Source organism: Corallococcus silvisoli, assembly GCF_009909145.1.
Lineage (GTDB): Bacteria > Myxococcota > Myxococcia > Myxococcales > Myxococcaceae > Corallococcus > Corallococcus silvisoli.
In genome coordinates, this window is the sequence record NZ_JAAAPJ010000022.1 from 24,283 (window position 1) to 46,091 (window position 21,809).

Consider the following 21,809-nt stretch of genomic DNA (forward strand, 5'->3'; position numbering starts at 1 on the left):
GGGTTCAGGCGAGCGCCATCGTTTCGAAGGAGAGCTCGACGCCATTGGGCTTCACGCGCATCTGGGGGCGCGACAGCACGTGGCAGTGGGGGCAGTAGCCATGGGCCCCGGCCGGCGTGGCCCGGATGGAGACCGCGCCGCCGCACATCATGCAGCCCTCGGGAAGATCGAAGTCCGCGAACCGCTCTCCGCTCTGGGTCTCGAATTGGGTCATGCCATTGAAGTAACGCAGGATCCGCGCGGCACAAGCAGACCGGTGTGTTCCCGCGAGGACACGGTATGGCGCCCCGCCCCTCCTTTCTGGGACGGCGGGCGGCCCCAGGTGCCTGCCTGCAAACGTTACCGGGGGCAGGCTGACTGCTCACCCCGCGACACCGCAACCCGTTGGCCGGGCTCACGAAGGCTGGCACGGAGATTTCATGGTGCGACCCCCAGGACAGCAACGGGACAGGGGAGGCGTGGGATGGGTGCAGGGACCACAGTGAAGCTCGTGTGCGACCGGAGGGGCTGGCGGGTGGACGTGGCCTGGGAGGGCGGGTCGCGGCGCTACCGCTACGCCAGCGAGGGGCAGGCGCGCTACTTCGCGGCGGTGTTCGCGCTGGGTCCTGGCGTGCTGCCCCCCAAGGACCATGCGCGAAGGCGGCAGGGGCCCCGCTTGCCCCTACCCATGCGGCCTGCTTTCGGAGAGGCTGTGCTGCATGAGTGATGCTCCCAAGCCCAAGCCCTTCATCCTCCCCAACCGGCAGCACGTCACCAAGGAGCCGGACCCCGGCGGCCGCTGGTCCGCGCAGTTCCCGGAAATGATTGGCTACACCAGCCAGGGCGGCGGCAAGGTGCCGGCCGACTTCGGCTGGAACACCAATCCCAAGCAGTGGCAGGAGGAGCTCACGCCGGAGACGCTGGCGGAGCGCTTCGAGGAGCTGCGCGTGCTGCCTCCGAAGAAGGAAGACCCCGCGCTGCCCGCGCCCGCGAAGCCCTGAGCGTCCGTGCCGCGGGGGCCCTGGACTTCCGGGGCTCCTTCAGGCCGCGCTAGCTGAAGGGCAGGCTGGCCAGCCGCTCGCGGAAGCGGGCGAGCAGGTCGCGCGCATTGGCCTCGTTGAGGCCCTCCGCGGCCTCCTGCCGGCCCTTGCGCAGGAAGGCGTCGAAGGGGGCCGAGCGGCCCGTGAGCGCGCCCGCCGCCGCCATCGCCTCCTCCAGGACGCGCGCCGCGCCCGGAGAGCCCAGCTCCAGGTGCATGTCCACCTGCTCCAGCCGGACGCCGCTCGCCGCCCACACCGCGCGGTCGTGCACGGTGAGCCAGTGGCGCGTCAGCTCCTCCATCGCCTCGTCCAGGAGCGCGAGGAAGGGCTCCACCAGGCCGGGCAGCGCGTCCGGGCCCAGCGTGGGCTGCGCGCCCGCCTCCCTCAGCCGGCCCCGCGTCGCGACGATTTCGCGCTTGGTGGGGGTCTTCAGCGCGAGCGACGAGGACAGGGACACGAAGGCCGCGAGGCTCTCCTCCGCCTGCCGCGCCAGCGCGGGCCGCTGCGCGTCCGTCGCCTTCGCGGCGCGCTCCATCCGCCCCAGCAGTGAGCGGCGCAGGTCCGCCGCCGCGCCTCGGAGCGCCACGCGCGCGCCCACCTGGTTCGCGTAGCCGGGCACCACGTCCTCGCGCCGCACGTCCGCGAACGCCGCGGCGGTGAGGTACACGAGGTCGCCGATGCGGTTGCGGAAGTCCGCGCGCGACGCGGCCAGCTCCGACATCAACGTCCAGCGGTCGCTCACCACCTCCGGCCGGCGCATCTGCACGCCCAGCTCCTGCACGCGCTTCGACAGGCGCTCGGCGCTGGCGTGCAGCACGGCCTCCGCTTCCTGGGACAGGCGCTCGTCGGAGCTCGCGGGCGGCGGGGCCCAGCCGCCGTCGCTCGACAGCGCGGGGCGGGCGGGCGGAGGGAACGCGTCGCGGATGGCCAGCACCAGCCGGTTGACGTCCACCAGCGTGTCGCCGATGGCGGGCGCCATGGTCTCCCAGAGCGACAGGTCCGCGGCGTCGTCGGCTTCGGCGGTGGTCGGCTCGTACTTCACGATGTTCAGGTGGCCCAGCCTGTCGATGGCGATGGCGGCCGCCTGGTAGACCTTGCGCAGCCGCGCCGCGAAGTCCCGGTCCATCAGGGACTCGAGCAGCGCATCCAGGCGGGGCGGCAAGGCATCCTGCGGGGGACGGTTCTTCGGCGCGACCATGGCGCGGCACCCTAGCCCACCCACCGCGGGGATACGTCAACGGGGGGAGGCGGGGACCGTCTCCTGGCTTTCCGGCGTACAGTGAAAAGACGGGAGAGGGGAACGCATGACAGGTGGCATCCAGCGCCGACGATGGGTGGCGGGCGGGATCGGGCTGTTGCTTCTGGGCGGAGCACTGGCCGAGGCGGCCTCCGGGCGGTGCCTGTCCGCCTGGGTCTTCCAGGGCGTCGAGGTGCCCCTGTGTCCGGATGGCGCGTTCCGCCAGACGGTGGGGGTGTCCGCTCAAGCCCTGGCGCGAGGCGCCTCCGGCCGGGTGGTGGTCTGGGCGGTCGCGCACGGGGTGGACGCGGAGGGCGACGTGCTCCAGGCCGGCGTGAGCCGGGGCACCGCGGAGCTGTTCCTGGTGGACGCGGCGGGCAAGGCGCTGCCCCTGCCGGTGGACGCCAACGCCCGCTGGCAGCGCGACGGCGACAGCCCGATGTCCGCTCCCGTGACGCTGCCCGCGGTGCCGGACGGGGACTACCGGCTGCGCGCGCGCGTCACCACGCCGCTGGGCAGCGACACGGTGGAGGCGGCGCTGCCCCTGTACGCGCCCGCGCGCGTGCGGGTGCTGACGGACCGGCCCCTCTACGAGCCCGGGCACCGGGTGCGCTTCCGCGCGGTGGCGCTGCGCGCGAAGGACCTGTCGCCGCTGGATGGGCGGCCGGGCACGTGGAAGGTGATGGACCCCTCCGGGGAGGTGGTGCTGGAGGAGCGCGCCCCCGCGGGGCCCTGGGGCGTGGTGGCCGGGGACTTCCCGCTGGACCGGGGCGCGCCCACGGGCACGTGGGCGGTGACGTGGACCAGCGGCGGCGCGTCCGGTGACGCGCTCTTCACGGTGGAGCCCTTCACGCTGCCGCGCATGCGCCTGGAGGCCCAGAGCCCCCGGCCCTTCTGGCGCGCCAACGAGACGCCGGAGGTGACGGGGCAGGTGGAGTACGCGTCCGGGGCGCCGGTGGCGGACACGGAGGTGACGCTGGAGTGGAGCCACGACGGCGCATGGCCGCCGCCCACGGAGTGGCTGCGCGGAGAGCTGCCGAAGCAGGCGCGCACGGACGCCTCGGGTCGCTTCCGGTTGACGCTGCCGCGCGTGCCCCAGGACCTGAGGGGGCAGGCCACGCTGAGCGCGAGCGTGGAGGCGAAGGACGCCACGGGCGAGCCGGTGCGCGGCGCCGTGTCGCTCCTCTTGTCCGAGGACGCGCTGGCCGTGTCCCCGGTGACGGAGCTGGAGGATGGGCTGGTGGCGGGCTTCAGCAACCGCGTCTACCTGCGCGCCACCACCGCCGCGGGCCGCGTGCTGCCGGGCGCGGAGGTGACGGTGACGCGCGCGTGGGACCCCGCCGACAAGGGTGTGAGCGCCGTGGCGGACGAGGACGGCGTGGCCGCCTTCCAGCTGGACCCCGGCCCCGCGGTGAGCGTGGTGGTGCCGCCCATGCCCGTGCGCCCACAGCCGAGACCGCCGCCCGTGTCGCTCCTGACGTCGCGGGACCTGCTGGGCGCGCAGGCGGGCCAGACGTCGCTCGCGGATCAGCTCGCGCTGGAGCGCCTGCTGCCCGCCCTTCATCCCTGCGCGCGCTTCGTCGCGCCCGGCACCGGCGCGGCCACCGCGGAGTTCGCCATGCGGATCAGCGCGTCCGGGCAGGTGCTGGACGTGGCCGGCGTGGACGAGGGGCTGGAGGGCTGCATGGTGTCCGCGCTGCGCGCGCGTGGATTGCCGGCGGGCACGGAGCGGATGCTCCAACTGCGGTTCCAGGCCATGGATCCGGGCCTGCCCGTGTTGGATTGGAACTTCGAGGCCGCCCACGGGGATTCGCGCGGGGTGAACGAGGGCCTGATGCTCGCGGCGCTGGATGCTCGCGCGTGTCTTCCCTTGATGCTGGACCGCGTCGCGGCCGTGCCCGCCGTGCTGACGTGGCGGCGGTGGTCGGACAAGCCGGAGCTGGCGCTGGCGTGGCTTCCAGTGCCCGCGAAGGAGGACGCGCTGCCCGCGTCGGCGCTGGCGTGCGTGAAGGAGCGCATCGCCCACCTCCGCCAGCCGGCCCGGACGCCCACGGAGGTCCTGTCGGGCCGGACGGTGCCGGAAGCCATGGGCCTGGTGCGCTTCACGGCGCGGCCCGTGTTCAGCGGAGGCCAGACGCGCGCGCCGCAGGCGACCACGTTCCTGGGCTATGAGCTGAAGGTCCGCGCGAAGTCGGATGGCCAGGACGTGGGCGAGACGAAGGTGGTGCTGCGCCCCGCGCGCCTGCCGGCGCTGCGCCTGCGGGCGACGCCGGTGCTGGCGAAGGCGGGCGACACCGTGAAGGTGGAGCTGCTGCGCGGCCCGGACTTCGCGGGGGAGCTGCCCCGGACGTTGGTGCTGGTGGCGGGGCAGGCGCGGCTGAAGGAGGTGCTGGATCCCGCCACGCGCTCGGCGCGCTTCACCCTGCCCAAGGACTTCGAGGGCTGGGCCCAGGTGGAGGGCGTGGCGGCGACGGCGCGCGTGTACGTCGCGCCGCGCGCGAGCCTGTCGGTGGAGGTGTCGCCGGACAAGCCCGCGTACGCACCCGGGGAGCTGGCGCGCCTCCAGGTGCGCACGCGCGTGGACGGCCAGGACGGTGAGGCGGCGGTGGGCCTCTTCGGCGTGGACGAGACGCTCTCGCAGCTCGCGCCGCTGCCGGGCGCGGACGCGCTGGATGGCCTGCGGCCCGCGCCAACGGTGGCCACGCCGGCCTTCGGGGTGCTGGATGGTCAGGCGCTGGCGATGGGGCGCATCCGGGGCGCGAACGCGGCGGCGGCGGCGCTCCTGCGCGTGACGGCGGTCCCCGAGCTGGAGGACGTGGAGACGCCGATGTCCGCGACCGCGACGAGCCCCTTCTCGCCGGACGCGGAGCTGACGGAGCCCTTCTACGCGGTGCTGACGGAGCTGCACGCGCGCACGCGCAAGTGGGAGGAGACCGCTCCCGCGGGAGAGACGTTGGAGCCCGCGGGGCTCGCGCGGCTGTGGGCGGAGTCGCTCGCCGCCTGCGAGAAGCGCGGGGAGAAGGTGACGGATGCATACGGACGCAAGCTGCGGCTGTCGCGCCTGCCCCAGGACCTGCTGGCCCTGACGGATCCCCGCGCGGTGGTGGTGAATGGAACGCGGTTGCCAGAGGACGTCGTGAACTGGGGCGCGTGGGTCGCCCGGGAGGCGCCATGAAGCTGCGCTCACTGTTGACCGGGGCCGGGGGCCTCGGGGTGGGGTTCGTGCTGGGGGCGGTGACCCTCGCGCTGGTGGCCGGGGACCTGGTTCGCCATTCCTTTGGGTCCTCCGCCGCCGCGCTCGCCGGAGCGCCGATGCGGGAGGTCACCGAAGGGAAGACGGCGGTGGACCTCCTGCAGCGCAAGAAGATGCGGAACTTCGGTTCGTCTCACACCTACGACGACGAGGGCGGCGGCGGGCCGGGTGGCGGGGCCGTGGCCGCCGCGCCCAGCGTCCCGGCGGCGGACCTGGCCGGTGCCCCCATGGCGGTGGCCGAGATGGAGGAGGAGCGCTCCTCCGACGGGAACACCTCCGGGGCCTCGCCCGCCCGTGCGTGGTTCCCGGAGACGTTCCTCTTCGAGCCCCTGGTGGTGACGGACGCGACCGGCGCGGCGACGGTGCCGGTGCGCGTGCCGGACCGGCTGACGCAGTGGCGGGTGCTGGCGCTCGCGCACTCGCGCTCCGGCGCGCAGGCGGGGGCGGTGACGTCCTTCGCGGGCACGCTGCCCACCTACGTGGATCCGGTGCTGCCGCCCTTCCTGCGCGCGGGCGACACGGTGCGCCTGCCGGTGCAGGTGGTGAACACCACCGGCGCGCCAGTGGAGGCCGCGCTCAAGGTGGAGGTGAAGGGCGCCCAGGTGGAGGCCGGCGCGCGCACGGTGCGGGTGCCCGCGCGCGGCAGCGTGGTGGAGTGGATGACGGTGCGGGCCGGGGGCGCGGGGCCCGTGACGGTGCGCGCTTCGCTGGGAGACACCGACGCGGTGGTGCGCGACTTCGACGTGTGGGCGACGGGCCAGCCCGTCACCCAGACGCGGGGAGGCTCGCTGGCGGCGCCGCGCACGCTGTCGCTGGACGGACCCGCGGACGCGCAGTCCGGCAGTGAGCGCGTGCGGCTCCAGGTGTACCCAGGCGCGCTGGGCGTGGTGCGCGCGGAGCTGGCGGCGGTGGAGCGCCGGCCGGCGGACGTGGCGGGGGATGCGTACGCGCTGCTGCTCGCGGGGCAGGCGCCGGAGCTGCTCCGGGCCCTGGGCGAGACGCCGGACCCCGAGGCGCTGAAGGCGCTGGCGCTGGTCGCGGGGCAGCGGGTGCTCCGGGCCGCGCGGGCGCCCTCCGTGGAGGTGGCGACGCGGCTGGCGGAGGGCGCGCTGGCCCACCCGGACAACCCGGTGCTCGCGCGGCTGGGCGAGCGGCTCGTGGGCGTGGTGGCCCAGGCGCAGCGGCCGGACGGCACCTGCCAGGGCGGTGAAGGCTGGACGCTCCAGCGGCTGCTGGTGGCCACGGCGGACTGCGCGCGCACGGTGCGCGCGGCGGTGGGCACCCCCGAGGGCAAGCGGCGCGCGTCGGCCTTCACCGTGCGCGCGTCGGGCGTCTTCGAGCGCTACCTGCCGCAGGTGAAGGATGGCTACACGGCGGCGGTGCTGCTGGCGGAAGGCTCGGCGACGGGCGACGTGGCGGAGGCGCTGCGCACCCGTGTGCGGGAGGCGCTGAAGGCCGGGAAGGACGGCGCCGCGTCGCTGCCGGTGGAGCCGGGCACGGAGCGCGCGGACGGCCAGGCCCCCTCCGAAGAGGAGGCCACGGCGATGGCGGTGCTCGCCCTCCAGGGCGATGCGAAGGCGCCGCTCGCGGACCTGGGCGCCTACCTGCTCGCGCACTACACGCCCGGCCTGGGCTGGGGGGATGGGCAGGCGAACCGCGTGGGCCTGCGCGCGGCGCTGGTGCTCTTCAAGGACCCGCTGCCCGCGCAGGTGCGCGTGACGCTCGCGCGCGACGGGCAGACCGTCACCGAGGGCACCTACGACGCGAAGGCGCTGCGCCAGGTGCTGGCGCTGGAGGCCGCCGCGCCGGGCTCGGCGGGGACGCACGCGTGGACGGTGCGCGCGGAGCCCGCGGTGCCCGGGCTGGGCTTCTCCCTCACGCTGGCCGCGGCGGTGCCGTGGAAGGGCGAGGCGAAGGGCGGCCTGCAGCTGGCCGTGACGGGCCCGAAGGAGGCGCGCGTGGGGAAGCTGGCGGACGTGCGGGTCCAGGTGGGGGCGCCCTCGTCCCTGCCGCTCCTGTTCCAGCAGGACCTGCCCGCCGGCGTGCAGGTGGACCCCGCCAGCCTGGACGCGCTGGTGGCCGCGGGGCAGGTGCTGTCGTGGGACGTGCAGGACGGGGCGCTGTCGCTGCGGCTCGCCCCACGTGAGCAGGGGGCGCTGGCGCGGGTGGACTTCCGCGTGCTCCCCACGCTCGCCGGGACGTTGCAGGCGGGCGCGGCGCGACTGGGCGTGCCCGGCCGCCCGGACATCACCGCCTCGCTGCCGCCCACCACCTGGGCGGTGCGCTGAACCTGCCCTCGGGTCCGTGGGGTCATTCTCCACTCACGGCCCGAGTCCAAGGCCCTTCCGTCTGGCGGGGAACGGCGGTCGAATGCCCGCCGGATGCGCGGCAGGGGCCCGGCCCGGCGAGCGCTCCACGCTCAGTGCAATCGCTGCACGCATGCGTACACTGCAAGTCACATGGCGGGTGTGAACATCGCGCGGCCGCGAGAGGAAACGGATGGAGCTTGAAGGCTCCGAACAGGAGGAGTTGACCCACGCCCTCCTGGGCGCGTTCACGTCGGTGGAGGAGCTCTACCGGATGGTCGCCGCGAAATGTGGCCGGACCCTCCTCGTGCCCTCCGTCGAACGGGAGGGGGCGGCGCGGGCTCGGGCGCTCGTGCACACCGCGGAGGCGGAGGGGTGGACGGACGTGCTGGTGCGGGGCGCGCAGGCGGCGGCGCCCGGGCATCCCCGGATCCGCCGCTTCCTCCAGGGCTACCTGTCCTCCGTGCAGCGCAGCGTGTCCGGCAGCGCGCTGGCGCGCATCGTCCAGGCTTCGAGGCAGGCGCTGACGCCGGAGGTCTGGCGTGATCGGCTGACCACGCTGTCCCGGCGCGTGTGCCGCGTGGAGCTGGACGGCGGGCGCGCGCTGGGGACGGGGTTCCTGGTGGCGCCGGACGTGGTGCTCACCAACTCGCACGTCATCGAGAACCGGCTGGTGGAGGCGCTGCGCGTGCGCTTCGACCTGAAGGTGTTGCCTGACCGCATCGCGGTGCACCCCGGCCGGGTGTACGCGGTGACGGCGTGCCTGGCGCAGAGCCCCCACAGCCCGGCGGACCTGATGCACCCGCGCCCGCGCGAGGCCACGCGCGACGAACTGGACTACGCCTTCCTCCAGATTCAGGACGCCCCCGGCGAGGACCGGCTGGGGGACCGCTCGCGCGGCTTCGTCCCGCTGGCCCCGCCGTCGCCCACGGCCTTCGCGCCCGGCTCGCTGGCGCTCGTCGTGCAGCACCCCAAGGGCCGGCCCATGCAGGTGGCGCTGGACACCTTCCAGGCCATCAACCGCTCCCAGACGCGCGTCACGTACTGCACCAACACGCACCCGGGCTCGTCCGGTTCGCCGTGCTTCACGCCGGACCTGGAGCTGGTCGCGCTGCACCACAGCGGAGATCCGCGCCCCGGTCACGAGGCCGCCGAGGACGACGAGGGCATCCCCCTGGACACCATCCGCGACAGCCTGCCATCGCACGTGCTGCGCCGCCTGGGCTGGGACTAGCCGCCCGCGCGCGGGACGAACATGCGGGGCGCGGGGAGGGGACTGCTATCGTCCCCGCGCATGGGCCTTCCAGCTCGAAACCGCGGCACCTTCCTGGCTCCGCTCCGCCCCGTCGCGGGGCTGACCTGTGCCGTGCTCTGCCTGATGCCGGCGCTCGTGTTCGCGGCGCCGCGCTTCGGCATCGCGGGCGTGTCCTCTCACGGCGAGGTCCGGCTGCGCACGTCCACCGGCCACGTGGAGACGGCGTTGCGGGTGGACCTGCTGCCGGGGCTCGACGCGGGGGCGAGCGGAGCGCCTCCAGGAGCGGACGACACGCGGGTGACGGTCTGGGTGGATCCGCTGCTGGCGGTGGACGGCACGCAGGTGCCAGTGACGGTGCGCGTGGGGACGGCGGGGGACGGCGCGCGGGAGGTGCCCATCTCCGTGCGGCAGCCGGTGACGGTGACGCTGTCCGCGGACCTGCCCTCGCCCGGCGAATACCAGGGCCGCGTGGTGCTGGTGGGGGACGGCGTGCGGGAAGTCACGCCGCTCGTCATCCAGCGCGTGCTGATGGCGCCGACGGTGCAGTTCTATCCGGTGGCGCCCGCGCGAGGCTGGACGCTGGGGCCGTTCTCCGGGAAGGCCACGGTGCGGCTGGCCTTCCGCGAGACGGCGGGCGTGGGCGGCCCGGTGGGGCCCGCGGCGGTGGTGCAACTGGACCGCAAGGAGGGCGGGGCGGGCAATGGCGCGGCGCCCGTGCAGGCGCAGGATGCGCGCTGGTCCTTCCGCGGGCCGGAGGGCCAGCCCCAGGCTCCCCAGGCTTCGGAGACCCAGGGCGTCATCGAGGTGCCCGCGCACGGCACCGGCCTGCTGAGCCTGGACGTGGACGGCCTGCCGGAGTCCGGCGAATACACCGGGACGGTGCGCCTGCTGGTGCCGCAGGGCGCGGCGGTGGACCAGACCTTCACCGTCTGGGTGAAGACGCCCGCGATGTTCGGCGCGTTCCTCATCTTCCTGGGCGTGGTGGCGTCCGCGTCCGTGCGCTTCTACGTGCAGCGCGTGCGCCCGCGCGTGGCGCTGCGCGGCCGGGCGGAGGCCGCGCGCCAGAAGCTGCAATCGCTGGTGCCCGCCCGTCCGCTGGAGCGCGAGGCCGCGGTGGCCGCGTCGCTGCGCCGCCAGGTGGACGCGCTCCTCGAGGACATCCAGCGGCCGCTGAGCGGGCTCGTCGTGCAGGACTCCGTGCTGGCGTTGTTCGAGGCACGCCTCCAGCTGTTCTCGCTCTGGTCGGGCCTCCTGCGGCAGTTGGAGGGGCTCAAGGGCGTGGCCCTGCTGGACGCGGAGCGCAAGCTCAAGGCCGTGGAGACGCTGCTCCAGAACGACCAGGCCACCTCCGCGGACTTCACGGAACAGGCGCAGTTCCTGCGCACGCTGGACCTGGAGGCGGTGGCGCGCGCGGTGCTGGAGTCGCGGCTGACGGAGCTGGAGCAGCAATCCCAGACCCTGGCCTCCCAGCGCGGGGATGAGCCGGTGAGCCGCAGGCTCCAGGGCGAGCTGCCCCTGTACCTGCTGCGCGCGCGGCAGCAGCTGCCGGGCCCCGACCTGGAGGCGTCGCGCCGCCTGGTGGAGACCGCGCGCGAGGCGTTCCTGGAGATCCTCCTGTCGGACCTGGAGGACGCCCTCGACGCGAACGAGCTGCCGGGGGGCTTCACGCAGGAGGAGTGGGCGGCGCTGCGCCTGCGCGTGGGCGAACAGCTGGCCCGGGCGCGCGCCCACATGTTCTCCAGCGTGGACGAGGCGTTCCTCTACTACCAGTCCGCGCACGCGCTGTACCTGCGCGAGCTGGTGGACAACCTGGGCGAGGCCCTGGCCCAGGTCCCGGTCCAGGCCCAGGCCGTGGGGGACGGGCACGCCCGGGCGGACTGGCAGCCGGAGGTGGACGCGCGGCTGACGGCGGCGCGCGCGCACCTGGACCGGGGCGAGGCGAACCTGGCCGCGCCGGAGTACCGCGCCGCCCGCGACGACTTCGCCCGCCACGTCGCGCAGCGTCCGCCGCCGCCCGCCGCCATGGGGATGGGGGAGGAGCGGTGGGCGATGGAGTCCGTCACCTCCGCGGTGACGCTGGACCCCTTCGCGATGAAGCCCGAGTCCGCTCCGTCGCCGCTCCCCGGCGGCCCCGTCAGCGGGAACCTCTCTCCCCTGCCGCCCCCGGCGACGAAGGCGAGCACCGACGCGCTGGTGAACCTGGACTGGATCCCCCTGCCACGCTCGCGCGACCTGTGGAAGGTGGAGCTCGCGGTGCTGGGGATGATGTCCATCGTCGCGGTGCTGCTGGGGCTCCAGGTGCTGGATGTGTTCTCCCCCACGTGGGGCGGCTCCGGCGCGTGGATGACCGCCTTCCTCTGGGGCTTCGGCCTGCACCAGGTGGGCAACGCCACCTTCGACGGCCTGTGGGGCATGGTGTCGAAGCTGGAGAAGTAGCCCCGGCGCTATGCCTTCTTGCCGCGGATGGTGCGCGCGGCGATCCGGTCCAGCAGCCCCGGCGCCACCAGCTTGAGCACCATGCCCACGCGGCCGGTGAGCGTCATCACCAGCTCGCGGTCGCGGCGCTCCATGGCGCGCAGGATGAGGGCCACGCAGGTGTCCACGTCCATGGTGGGCTCCTTCTCATCGCGTTGGCTCTGGCCCAGGGGCTGGCCCTCCGGGCCCAGCGCCCGCGCGCGGATGTCCGTGGCGACGAAGCCCGGGGACACCACCAGCACGTCGGTGCCGGTGCCCAGCAGCTCGATGCGCAGCGAATCGAAGAAGCCCTGCATGGCGTGCTTGCTGGCGGCGTAGCCGGTGCGCGTGGGCACGCCCGTCTTGCCCGTCAGGGACGACACGGCGACGAGCAGCCCCTTGCGCTCCCGGAGGTGCGGCAGCGCGTGGAAGGTGCAGTAGACGGCGCCCAGGTAGTTGATGCGCATGATGCGCTCGAAGAGGTCCAGGTCCTTCACGTCCTCGAAGCGCGAGTGCATGGTGATGCCCGCGTTGTTGACGAGCACGTCCACGCCGCCGAACGCCGCCACGGTGCGCTCCACGAGCTGACGGCAGGCCTCCGCGTCGCCCACGTCGGTGGGCACCGCCAGCGCCTTGCCTCCCGCGGCCTCGCAGCGCGCCTTCACGCGCTCCAGCGCCTGGGCATCCCGCGCCGCCAGCGCCACGTTCGCGCCCCGGCCCGCCAGGGCCACCGCCAGCGCCTCGCCGATGCCCGCCGAGGCACCGGTGACAATCACGGACTTTGCTTGCATGGGCCGCATCCTCGCAGGGGCGGGCGGCTTCAGCCATGGCCTCCCGCGAAGGACTCCGCGACGTGCAGCCCGCCAATGAGCAGCAGCCCGCAGAGGAAGCCCACCACGCGCTGGCGCGAGTCCGGGCCCCGGCGCAGCTCGGGCAGCAGGTCCACCGCGCCGATGTAGAGGAACGAACCGCCGGCGATGGCCAGCACGGTGCCCCGGAGCGAGGGCAGCTGCTCGGTGCCCAGCAGCACGCCCACCGCGCCCACGGCGGCGGTGAGCTGCACCCCGGCCAGCGCCAGGAGCGACCGGCCCCGGGACCAGCCCGCGGCGCGCAGCAGCGCGTAGTCGCCCACCTCCTGGGGGAGCTCGTGGACGATGACGGCGAAGGCGGTGGCGAAGCCCGTGTTCGGAGACACGAGGAAGGCGGCCGCGACCGCCGCGCCATCCCCCATGTTGTGCAGCGCATCCGACGCGAGCAGCGTGCTGGGCAGCGTGGGAGCGCCATGGGCGTGGCCATGCGCATGGCCCGCGGCGCCCTCCGCGTGGTGGTGGTGATGGCCCAGGGCCCACTCCAGCAGGGCCAGCGCGACGAAGCTGGCGAAGGCCCAGGTGAAGGCCACGTCACCGCGGGTGGCCACGGCTTCCGGGAGCACCTCCAGGAAGACCGCGCTCAACAAGGTGCCGGCGGCGAAGGCCACCAGCGCGGGCAGCCGCTTCTGCAACCAGCGCTCGGACAGCACTCCGCCCGCGAGCCCCGCCAGCCCGTCCAGCCCCACGGCGATGAAGACGAGCAGGACGGTGGTGGAGTCCATCACGGGGCCATCAGCCACGCGAGCACGGCCTGGGGGCTGTCCACGTGGACGAAGTGGCCCGCGTCCGGGAGGAGGGCCACGGGGCAGCCCGCGGCCTCCAGGCGCCGGGCGCTCTCCTCCGGCACATACCGGCTGCGGCCCCCCCGGATGCAGCGCAGGGGCGGATGGACGGGGCGCTCCACGGCGGGCCAGAGGTCCTCGCCGTTGACGCGCCGGTGCAGGCCGAAGAGGGCGTCGCGGTCGAAGCGCCAGCGCACGCCGTCGCCGTCGGGCACCAGGTTCATGAGGAGCCAGTCCGAGAGGCCCTCGGACAGGCCGTTGCCGGTGAGGTTCGCCTTCAGCTCGCGGCGGCTGTCGGCGCGGGGCGGGGCCTTGAGGAGGATGTCCAGCACGTAGCCGCTCTCCGACAGGTCCAGCGGCACGGGCCCCGGCGCGATGTCGAGCAGCGATACGCTGCCCACCCGGTCGGAGGCCTCCAGGCTGGCGGCGAGCGCCACGCGCCCGCCCAGCGAGTGGCCCACCCAGTCGATGGCGCCGGTGATGCCCTGCGCGTCCAGCGTGTCCACGACGTGGAGCGCGAGCGTGGTCAGGGTGGCGTCCGGGGGCAGGGCGGGGGAGGCGCCGTGGCCCGTGAGGTCGGGCAGGAGGATGCGGCGGCGCGGGTCGGCCTGCGTCCACGCGACGGCGAGCGAGCGCAGGTTGCGGCCCGTGCCCAGGAAGCCGTGCAGCATCACCGTGGGCAGGTCACCCGTGCCTACCTGGAAATTCTCGAGCACCACGCCACCACCACCTTTCGTGGCGTGGCTTGACCGGCGGCACGCCCTGCCGCTTCATACCGCGAACCCCCCTTCCGTCGAGGTGAACCCGATGGCATCCGTCTCCTGGTTGTTGCTGGCGCTTGGCGCCAACCCCGTCGCGCCCGTGGCCCCGGCCCCGGCCGACCCGAAGGTGGCGGTGGCCACGGTGCTGGACGACTGGCACCGCGCGGCGGCGGTGGCGAACGAGGCGCGCTACTTCGCGCTCTTCACGCCGGACGCGGTCTTCATGGGCACGGATGGCGAGGAGCGCTGGACGGTGGACCAGTTCCACGCCTGGGCGAAGCCCTACTTCGCCAAGGGCAAGGCCTGGAGCTTCAAGGCGGTGTCCCGCAACGTGTTCCTGTCGAAGGACGGCCAGGTGGCGTGGTTCGACGAGGCCCTGGACACGCCCAACCTGGGCCCGGCGCGGGGCAGCGGCGTGCTGGTGAAGGAGGCGGCCGGGTGGCGAATCGCCCAGTACAACCTCTCCATCCCCATCCCCAACGACCTGGTGGATGAAGTGACGAACCGCATCGCCACGGACGCGAAGACGAAGCCCGCGCCCGCCACTCCGGCGAAGGCGCCGCCCAAGCCCTGAGGGACGAGCCTCCCGCATGTACACCTGTCCCGCGTGCAAGGAGTTCTCGAGCCCACTCCCCGGCAGGTGCATCGAGTGCGATGCGGTCCTCCAGGTCAGCTCGTCATCGCCGGTCGAGCCGGTGCCCTGGAAGCCCAAGCCGACCATCGATGACAAGAAGAAGGACGGGGACCAGGACCACTTCAGCATCCTCTGGGTGGCCAACGAGTGCATCGTCAACCGGTCCCTGGCGGTGGGCACGGAGGCCTTCGAGCTGGCGCGGAAGAAGTTCGCCCTGAAGTCCCGGGCGATGCCGGTGTCCGACGTGGATGCGCTGGACCTGAAGGTGGATGAGCCCCGGGACATCCTGAAGCAGCTCGAGGTGGAGCTCGGGATGGGCTACCGGCAGTTCATGGTGAACCTGGCCCTGTTCGGATACCGGACGGCGGGAGGCGGCCGGGCCCGGAAGAACGCGAACTGGCTGCGCACCCGCGCGTCGGGAGGCTCCGAGGACGAAGCGGTCGACCTGGATGGCTACGTGCGGCCCTTCGAGGACACGCCGCCGCACATGATCCGCCAGATGTTGAAGTACGTGACAGGCACGCCGCTGGCCTTCGGCATGCCGGACACCCTCACCTTCCGCGCGGGCACCGTCTCCGGGAGGTACGTGCCTCCCAGCCGCTTCACCGCGACCTTCCCGCATCCGCTGACGAACAGCCACCTGTCGCCCGCGCGGCGGACGCTCGTCTTTCCGCAGTTTCCAGACGGGCCCCTCCTGGAGGAGGACCCGCGGATCAAATTCTCCTTCATGGGCTCGTTTGGCTTCTCCGAACCCTCCTACACCTCGTGGCACGAGGAGAAAGGCGGCGCCGAATACTCCGGGACCCGTCTGTCATTGGGGGCCTATTCGCTGAACGAGACCTATCTCAACCACCTGTTGCGCTTGATGCGGCAGGCGTTGGCGAAGACCTCGGAGGAGCCCCGGAAGGGATACAAGGGATATGGCGGCGCCCGGCTCGGCCATGTCGAGGCGCTGCTGGAGGTGGCGAAGAGGAGCGGTCACAAGCTGGCGGTGGAGTGGATCCGCCAGCTGGTGGAGATCGCCAACGTGCTGGTCCACACCGCGCGCAAGAAGGTGATGGAGGACTCTCAAGAGGGGCTGACGGACTTCTTCGGCTTCGTGCAGGAGCGGATCCACCGGCACGCCCGGAAGCTGGCGGTGCTCCAGCAGAAGCCGGAGGACCTCACCTTCTTCGAATATCTCTGGGTGCTGGAGTCCGCGCTCTGGGAGCTGGCCTTCCTTGGCGCGACGTGCCTGTCGGCCACGGAGCTCAAGGACGCGCTCCAGAAGATTCCAGGGCTGGCGGGGGCCTGGGCACCGTCGGTGGGGTGCTCCGAGACCGCCATCCAGGAGACGCTTCAGAGCGTCCCGACAGGGCAGTTCCCGTGCACCTTCCACCGCATCTACGCGCCCACGGGCATGGCGGCGGGGAAGCGGCTGTGTGACGTCCTCGCGGAGATGGACTTCGAGGTGCATGTCCCGGTCCCCAGCAAGGACAACCTGGATCCGTTCGTGCCCTACTTCGAGTTCTACCTGGGAGGCTTCCTCAGCGAGGAGGTCGGGCTCGACAGCGCCCAGGGCACGCAGGTCTGGGTGAACCTCTCCGACAGCCTGCATTCGAAGCTGGTGAAGCGTGGCACGCAGGGCCTGAAGGCAGGAGAGGAGATCGCCACGCTGTTGCTGGAGTACCTGAGCCGACAACAGCTCAAGGGCTCACAGGACGTGCTCCTGGTCATCGACTTCACGAAGTTCGCCGGGGAGATGCCGAACGCCTTCCTCTATCCCATCCTCGCGCAGCTGGCCCGGGTGGTGATGTCCTCCCAATCGAGCGTCCAGGGCGTCGTGTTCCTTCGCTCGAACCTCAAATACAACACCGGCTCCCTGGACCGGTATCAGTCAGGGGAGCTGCTGGTCTTCAACCAGGGACCGCAGGATCTGATCACCCGGCTGGTCGCCGCGATGCGGGACGTGTTCCGCTCCGGGATGGACCCCATCGGCGTGCGTGACGCGAAGGAGTGGGGGCTTCGCGGTGAATACCTTTCTCTCATGAAGAAGGTGTACCTGCTGTCGGACGCCATCGGCTCATGGCGCTGGGCGGCATATGTGGCGGAATGGTAGACGCGCCGCGCCAAACCGCCGCGCTTCATGACAGAACCATGACAGAGGCATGAAGTTTCGGAGGCCCTTCATGCGGAGCGCACGCTGTAGGTTGGCTCCGTTCGCCGACCTGCACCGGAGGCTTCTTCCATGCGTGTCATCACCCCCGACCTTCTCGTGGCGGCAGTGACTGAACTTTCACGGGGCGCGAAGTTGATCCGGCTGAAGGATGTGCTCGCCTGGTGTGACTGGAACGGCGTGGACTTCCAGGGAGAGGGCCTCAAGAACCAGGCCCTCTGGGACGCGGATCGCGGGGAAGCGGGAGGAAAGCACCGGCTGCTGAAGTTCAAGAGCGGCGAGTGCAAGCAGTCCCGGCTGGGCTGGGCGCTCATCACCCACGGTGCGAGGGCGCGCGAGGCCGCGTCGCAGCTGGGATGGCGCGAGCAGCTCTGGAACGGCGAGACGTGGGACTGGCTGGGCGGCGTCGCTCCCGTCCCGGCGCGACGCCCCAGCCCGGTGAGGGCCGCGGCCGTTGACGCGCCGTGTGAGGAAGTCCGCCTGCTGGCGGGGTGAGTCGCTGCCTCATTCAGGAGCGGCTCGGGCCCTGGGTGAGTCCGTCCCCTGGGCTTAGGCCGATGCAGAACGCAGACACCTGCTCCGAGCCAGCGCGCTGCTGGGGGAGAGACACCTCCACGGGGAGCAGGATCTACCTCCCTGGAGGGATGTCCACCGGGGGTGCGTTCCTGCATCATTCGTCCTGTGGGCAATCCAGGCGCGAAGGTGACCATGGACAGACGGAGCGGACCCGGGGCGAGGTGCTCCCCTCGGGAATGGACAGCCTTCGTGGGCGCCATGCTTCTCTTCACGGGGCCTCTCGCGTGGGGCGCAGGACCGGACTCCTGGGCAGCACCGCAGCCCACGGCATGCGCCGCCGGAAACTGTCGTTGGAAGGCGGCTCGCGAGGAGCAGGCGTCCGCTGACAACCAGCGCGCCCAGGCCCGCGAGGCCCTGATGAAGGCGCTCACGCCGCCCTCGCGTGCTGGAGAGTCCACTCGCGACTGGCTTCATCGTGTGGACGAAGTCCTCGCACGGGCCGCGGAGGCCGGAAAGTTCCCAGAGGACCGGGAGCTGGCGGCGCGAGCAATCGATGCGACGACCTGGGCCCGCGAGGAGCGCCGGAAGATCCCCCTGGTCGGTGCCGAGCGGGCGGTGGTCCTCCAGTTGATGCACCTCCCGGCAGGCTCTGATGCGCGGATCCTCACCTGGGATGCGGACTCGGTGGTGCTGCACTGCGCGATGGAGGCGGATCGCTGCGTGGGAGTCTACCTAGTGGGCCGGACCCAGACGGGCCGCGTGCTCAACACCCCAGCGCAGGCGGAGGAGACCACGGCCCTGCTGGCCCAGGCCCTGGGACAACCCGGCCCGCTTCCACGTCCACCCGCGAGGGAAGGAGGCAAGGGGCCCACGACGTCGACCTGGAGGGTGGGTGCCATCCCCATCGTCGCCCGGTGGCGGAACACGGACTTGATGGAGCTGCGCGTGGGAGACCTGAAGCCATGACATCGAAACCGCCGGGCTTGCTCTCCGTCAGCTCCGCGCTGCTCTCATTGATCAGCGGCGCCGCGCCCTCCGGCCTCCTCGCGCCCGGTGTGGAGGCTTCGGGCTCCCCGCTCCGGAGCCGGGAGGAAGAGGACTCTCACCATGAGCTCCTCCTGGTGGAGCCCTCCGGGGGGGCTCCGGTCCTGCTCGCGGCGCACCGTTCGCACCGCTCGCATTCCTCGCACCGCAGCCACTACTCCAGCAGCGGTGGGGGCTACCGCGGCAGCTACGTCCCCTCCTACGAGCCGCCCGCTCCCTCTCGGGCCACGACCCCCAGCCCTCCGTCCACTCGGAGGGCCGAGCCGTCCCCTTCGCCCGAGACCGAGACGACGCGGAACACCGCACCTCCTCCACCGCGAGCCCCCCAGCCCGCCCGCGTCACGTTCGTGGCATTCCCGGGTGGCCGCATCTTCGTGGACGACAAGGCCGTGGGACAGGACGCGACCGGCCCCATGGAGTTGTCCGCGGGGACGCATGTCGTGCGCGTGGAGAACCGCTTCCTCGGTCAGGTCACGGTCGAGGTCGAACTGCTCGAGGGCCAGACGGGAGAGGTCAAGCTTGAGTGGTAATCCTCCTATCGGAGATGCCTCGTTCGTCTTCCACGAGGGACGCATCCGCCTGACGCTCGACCTTCGCGTCTATCGCCTCTCCGCCGTACAGAAGGCCAGCTATCGCTTCGCGGAGCACTTCACGGCGGCCCTGGGGACGCCGGAGGGGCACCTGCTCTCCGTCACCTGTCTCTTCCGGCCGGAGACGCGTGAGGCGGAGGCGCTGGAGTCGGTCCGCTGCTACTTCCAGGAGCTGCTGGACCAGGAGTTGCGCGAGCAGATTGGCGACGAGACCCGGTCTGTCCGGGCGTTGATTCTCGCGCAGGCCTTCTCTCGGACGGACCTCATCCGGCGGGACTGACCTTGGGAGCTTCCATGTTCCAGGAGCGCGCGGCCTTCCAGCCCGACCCGGACTACAGGCTCGCACCCTTCCGTTTCAGCCTGCTGGACGGCAACCGCTATGTGCTGACCAACGACGTGGGTGAGCACGTGGTCCTCTCGCGTGAGGACCTCGTCGCGTTCGCCCGCCGTGCGCTGCCGCCAGACTCCGCGAGCTACAAGGCGCTCAAGTCCCGGCACTTCATGTTCGACCGGCAGTCTCGGGTGGCGTTGGATCTGCTGGCCCTCAAGTACCGGACCCGGGCCGAGCAGCTCGCGGACTTCACGGGCCTGCACATCTTCGTGGTTACCCTGCGCTGCGACCACTCCTGTCCGTACTGCCAGGTGTCGCGACAGGTGGAGGACCGGACCCGGTTCGACATGACTCCGGAGCACGCGGACCGGGCCCTGGCGCTGACGTTCCAGAGTCCATCGCCGTCGCTCAAGATCGAGTTCCAGGGTGGCGAACCGCTGCTCAACTTTGGCCTCATCCGCTACGTCGTCGAACGCGCGCTGGCGCTGAACCAGACGCAGGGCAGGAACCTCCAGTTCGTCATCGCCACCAACCTGTCCCGCTTGTCGGAGGAGGTCCTCGACTTCTGTCGCGAGCACGGCATCTTCCTCTCCACGTCGCTGGATGGGCCCGAGGACCTTCACAACGCACAGCGTCCGGTCCGGGGCGGTGACAGCCACCAGCGGACGGTGGCTGCCATCCGCCGCGCACGGGAGGCCCTGGGGGAGCAGGCCGTCTCCGCCCTCATGACCACCACCCGCACCAGCCTGGAGCGGGTGGAGGAGATCATCGACGAGTACGTGCGCTTGGGGTTCCACGGCATCTTCCTGCGCAACCTGAGTCCGTATGGCTTCGCGGTCCGGGGAAAGCTGTCCCAGGCCTATGACGTCGACAGGTGGATTGCCTTCTACAAGCGGGGGCTCGCTCACATCCTGAAGCTCAACGCGCGGGGGTACGCGCTGCGCGAGGAGTTCACGGCCATCCTCCTGCAGAAGCTCTTCTCCCCCCAGGGGGCGAACTACGTCGACCTCCAGTCGCCCGCGGGCCTGGGCATCGGCGCACTCGTCTATAACTACGATGGCTTCGTCTATGCCTCCGACGAAGGCAGGATGCTGGCGGAGATGGGGGACTTCTCGTTCCGCCTGGGCCACGTCGCGAGCGATGACGCCGCGGCCCTCCTGACGTCCGAATCCCTGCTGGCCCATTTGAGCGACACGATGCCGGAGGGTGTCCCCATGTGCAGCGACTGCGCCTTCCTGCCCCTCTGCGGCGCGGATCCGGTCTTCCACCGGGCGACGCAAGGGGACGCCGTCGGGCACAAGGCATTCAGCGCCTTCTGCAAGAAGCAGATGGCGGTCCTGCGGCATGTCATCACGCTGCTCGAGGATGAGCCGTCCGCCCGCGAGACGCTGCTTGGGTGGCTGTGAGCCATGAACGCCAGCCTCTCCGCGCCGGGCCTTCGCCCCGTGTCTCCCTCGTCCGCCCACCCCTTCATCGGGCGGATCCTCGAACACCCCACCTCCACCGCGCGCGGTGGGGTGCCAGGGATCCTCCTGGTCCAGGGCAAGCCCGGCGCACTCCCGCCGGGCTTTCGCGCGTATCTGCTGGAGGAGGCGTCCTCGGATGTCGGTGTGTCCGATGCCTATGTCCTGCCACCTGGCTTTCACCCGCTCGCGGAGGGAGATGTGGTGCGGGTGGAGCCGTCGAACCGAAGGCTCAGCGTGCTCTACCGGCGGGCGTCCCCCTCCAACAGCCTGTTGGTCACCGAGCGCTGTGACAACTACTGCCTGATGTGCTCGCAGCCGCCGCGCAAGCAGGACGACTCCTGGCTGCTGGATGAGCTGCTGGAGCTCATCCCACTCATCTCACCCGAGACGCGCGAGCTGGGCATCACGGGCGGCGAGCCCGGCCTGCTGGGGGAGGGACTCCTCCGCCTCGTGGACAGGCTCAAGACGCATCTGCCGGAGACGGCGGTCCATCTGCTCTCCAATGGCCGGCGATTCTCGCGGGAGGACTTCGCGCAGGGACTCGGGAGGCTCCGTCATCCGGACCTGATGGTGGGCGTCCCGCTGTACTCCGACCTGCCAGAGGAGCACGACCACGTCGTGCAGGCCCGGGGCGCGTACGACGAAACCCTTCGCGGCATCCTGAACTTGAAGCGCGCGGGCGTCCGGGTGGAGCTCCGGGTCGTCATCCACGCCCTCACCTCCGAACGCCTGCCGGAGCTGGCCCGCTTCATCGCCCGGAACCTGCTCTTCGTGGACCACGTCGCGCTGATGGGGTTGGAGCTGATGGGCTTCGCGAAGACGAACCTGCCGAAGCTTTGGGTGGATCCGCTCGACTACCAGGAGCCCCTCCGCGCTTCGGTTCGCATCCTGGACCGCGCGGGCGTCAGCACCTCCCTCTACAACCATCCCCTCTGCGTGCTCCCCGCCGACCTCCATGCCTTCGCGCGCAAGAGCATCTCCGACTGGAAGAACGTCTACTTCCGCGAGTGTGAGGGGTGCTCCCTGCGAGAGGCCTGTGGCGGCTTCTTCGCGTCTTCGGCCCTGAAGCGCAGCCGGGGAATCGCGGCCGTGCCGCCGTGAGGCCGTGGCCGCGGGGCGGCCCGCTGCGCACGCTTC

The 21,809-nt window shown here is 72.1% G+C and carries 19 protein-coding genes; 14 read left to right on the forward strand and 5 right to left on the reverse strand.

Annotated features, from left to right (window positions below):
• Window positions 1–4: 4 nt before the first annotated feature.
• Window positions 5–214 carry a hypothetical protein gene (locus tag GTY96_RS32765; RefSeq protein ID WP_143908115.1) on the reverse strand — a complete coding sequence of 70 codons (210 nt, stop codon included), beginning with the start codon at window positions 212–214 and terminating at the stop codon, window positions 5–7.
• A 249-nt stretch (window positions 215–463) separates the two neighbouring features.
• On the opposite strand from GTY96_RS32765, the gene GTY96_RS32770 reads away from it, so the two are divergent.
• Together GTY96_RS32770 and GTY96_RS32775 are read left to right on the forward strand one after the other, a co-directional pair.
• Complete coding sequence (locus tag GTY96_RS32770) at window positions 464–706, forward strand: hypothetical protein (protein ID WP_143908117.1); 243 nt, start codon at window positions 464–466, stop codon at window positions 704–706.
• Window positions 699–980, forward strand: coding sequence for a hypothetical protein (locus GTY96_RS32775; RefSeq protein WP_143908120.1), 282 nt, complete (start codon window positions 699–701; stop codon window positions 978–980). Before GTY96_RS32770 ends, GTY96_RS32775 begins: the two co-directional genes overlap by 8 nt.
• A gap of 49 nt (window positions 981–1,029) precedes the next feature.
• On the opposite strand, the gene GTY96_RS32780 is transcribed toward GTY96_RS32775, so the two are convergent.
• Window positions 1,030–2,217, reverse strand: a complete 1,188-nt coding sequence (locus GTY96_RS32780; protein WP_143908122.1) for a hypothetical protein — start codon at window positions 2,215–2,217, stop codon at window positions 1,030–1,032.
• A 106-nt stretch (window positions 2,218–2,323) separates the two neighbouring features.
• On the opposite strand from GTY96_RS32780, the gene GTY96_RS32785 reads away from it, so the two are divergent.
• From GTY96_RS32785 to GTY96_RS32800, 4 genes are all read left to right on the forward strand, one after another.
• Window positions 2,324–5,431, forward strand: a complete 3,108-nt coding sequence (locus tag GTY96_RS32785; protein WP_161666756.1) for an MG2 domain-containing protein — start codon at window positions 2,324–2,326, stop codon at window positions 5,429–5,431.
• Window positions 5,428–7,797: an alpha-2-macroglobulin family protein gene (locus tag GTY96_RS32790; RefSeq protein ID WP_143908126.1), complete on the forward strand. Its 2,370-nt coding sequence runs from the start codon at window positions 5,428–5,430 to the stop codon at window positions 7,795–7,797. The genes GTY96_RS32785 and GTY96_RS32790 overlap by 4 nt, the downstream gene beginning before the upstream one ends.
• 211 nt (window positions 7,798–8,008) lie before the next feature.
• The gene (locus tag GTY96_RS32795) at window positions 8,009–9,049 is read left to right on the forward strand and encodes a trypsin-like peptidase domain-containing protein (protein WP_143908128.1); all 1,041 of its coding nucleotides are present in this window, start codon (window positions 8,009–8,011) and stop codon (window positions 9,047–9,049) included.
• A 144-nt stretch (window positions 9,050–9,193) separates the two neighbouring features.
• Window positions 9,194–11,506 carry a hypothetical protein gene (locus GTY96_RS32800; protein ID WP_161666757.1) on the forward strand — a complete coding sequence of 771 codons (2,313 nt, stop codon included), beginning with the start codon at window positions 9,194–9,196 and terminating at the stop codon, window positions 11,504–11,506.
• 8 nt (window positions 11,507–11,514) lie between these two features.
• Here the strand turns inward: GTY96_RS32800 and GTY96_RS32805 are convergent, their stop codons facing one another.
• The 3 genes from GTY96_RS32805 to GTY96_RS32815 are packed head-to-tail and all read right to left on the reverse strand — an operon-like array spanning window position 11,515 to window position 13,894.
• Complete coding sequence (locus GTY96_RS32805; RefSeq protein WP_143908131.1) at window positions 11,515–12,324, reverse strand: SDR family oxidoreductase; 810 nt, start codon at window positions 12,322–12,324, stop codon at window positions 11,515–11,517.
• A gap of 20 nt (window positions 12,325–12,344) precedes the next feature.
• Entirely contained in the window at window positions 12,345–13,133 is a 789-nt protein-coding gene (locus tag GTY96_RS32810; protein ID WP_161666758.1) for a ZIP family metal transporter, read from the reverse strand.
• Complete coding sequence (locus GTY96_RS32815; protein ID WP_143908135.1) at window positions 13,115–13,894, reverse strand: alpha/beta fold hydrolase; 780 nt, start codon at window positions 13,892–13,894, stop codon at window positions 13,115–13,117. The genes GTY96_RS32810 and GTY96_RS32815 overlap by 19 nt, the downstream gene beginning before the upstream one ends.
• A gap of 88 nt (window positions 13,895–13,982) precedes the next feature.
• On the opposite strand from GTY96_RS32815, the gene GTY96_RS32820 reads away from it, so the two are divergent.
• The 8 genes from GTY96_RS32820 to hxsC all read left to right on the forward strand — a co-directional run bounded on the left by GTY96_RS32820 (window position 13,983) and on the right by hxsC (window position 21,773).
• Window positions 13,983–14,510, forward strand: a complete 528-nt coding sequence (locus GTY96_RS32820; protein WP_161666759.1) for a nuclear transport factor 2 family protein — start codon at window positions 13,983–13,985, stop codon at window positions 14,508–14,510.
• Window positions 14,511–14,526: 16 nt separating this feature from the next.
• Window positions 14,527–16,668 carry a hypothetical protein gene (locus GTY96_RS32825; protein WP_143908139.1) on the forward strand — a complete coding sequence of 714 codons (2,142 nt, stop codon included), beginning with the start codon at window positions 14,527–14,529 and terminating at the stop codon, window positions 16,666–16,668.
• Window positions 16,669–16,797: 129 nt separating this feature from the next.
• Window positions 16,798–17,220, forward strand: a complete 423-nt coding sequence (locus GTY96_RS32830; protein WP_161666760.1) for a hypothetical protein — start codon at window positions 16,798–16,800, stop codon at window positions 17,218–17,220.
• A gap of 279 nt (window positions 17,221–17,499) precedes the next feature.
• Window positions 17,500–18,207, forward strand: coding sequence for a hypothetical protein (locus GTY96_RS32835; protein WP_235686046.1), 708 nt, complete (start codon window positions 17,500–17,502; stop codon window positions 18,205–18,207).
• Window positions 18,204–18,815: a hypothetical protein gene (locus GTY96_RS37350; protein WP_201756635.1), complete on the forward strand. Its 612-nt coding sequence runs from the start codon at window positions 18,204–18,206 to the stop codon at window positions 18,813–18,815. Before GTY96_RS32835 ends, GTY96_RS37350 begins: the two co-directional genes overlap by 4 nt.
• A complete protein-coding gene (gene hxsD, locus GTY96_RS32845) occupies window positions 18,805–19,155 on the forward strand; it encodes a His-Xaa-Ser system protein HxsD (RefSeq protein ID WP_235686039.1) in 351 nt (116 codons plus the stop codon). Before GTY96_RS37350 ends, hxsD begins: the two co-directional genes overlap by 11 nt.
• A gap of 14 nt (window positions 19,156–19,169) precedes the next feature.
• Window positions 19,170–20,612, forward strand: a complete 1,443-nt coding sequence (hxsB, locus tag GTY96_RS32850) for a His-Xaa-Ser system radical SAM maturase HxsB (RefSeq protein ID WP_161666763.1) — start codon at window positions 19,170–19,172, stop codon at window positions 20,610–20,612.
• 3 nt (window positions 20,613–20,615) lie between these two features.
• On the forward strand, window positions 20,616–21,773 hold the full coding sequence (hxsC, locus tag GTY96_RS32855; RefSeq protein WP_161666764.1) for a His-Xaa-Ser system radical SAM maturase HxsC: 1,158 nt from the start codon (window positions 20,616–20,618) through the stop codon (window positions 21,771–21,773).
• Window positions 21,774–21,809 lie beyond the last annotated feature (36 nt).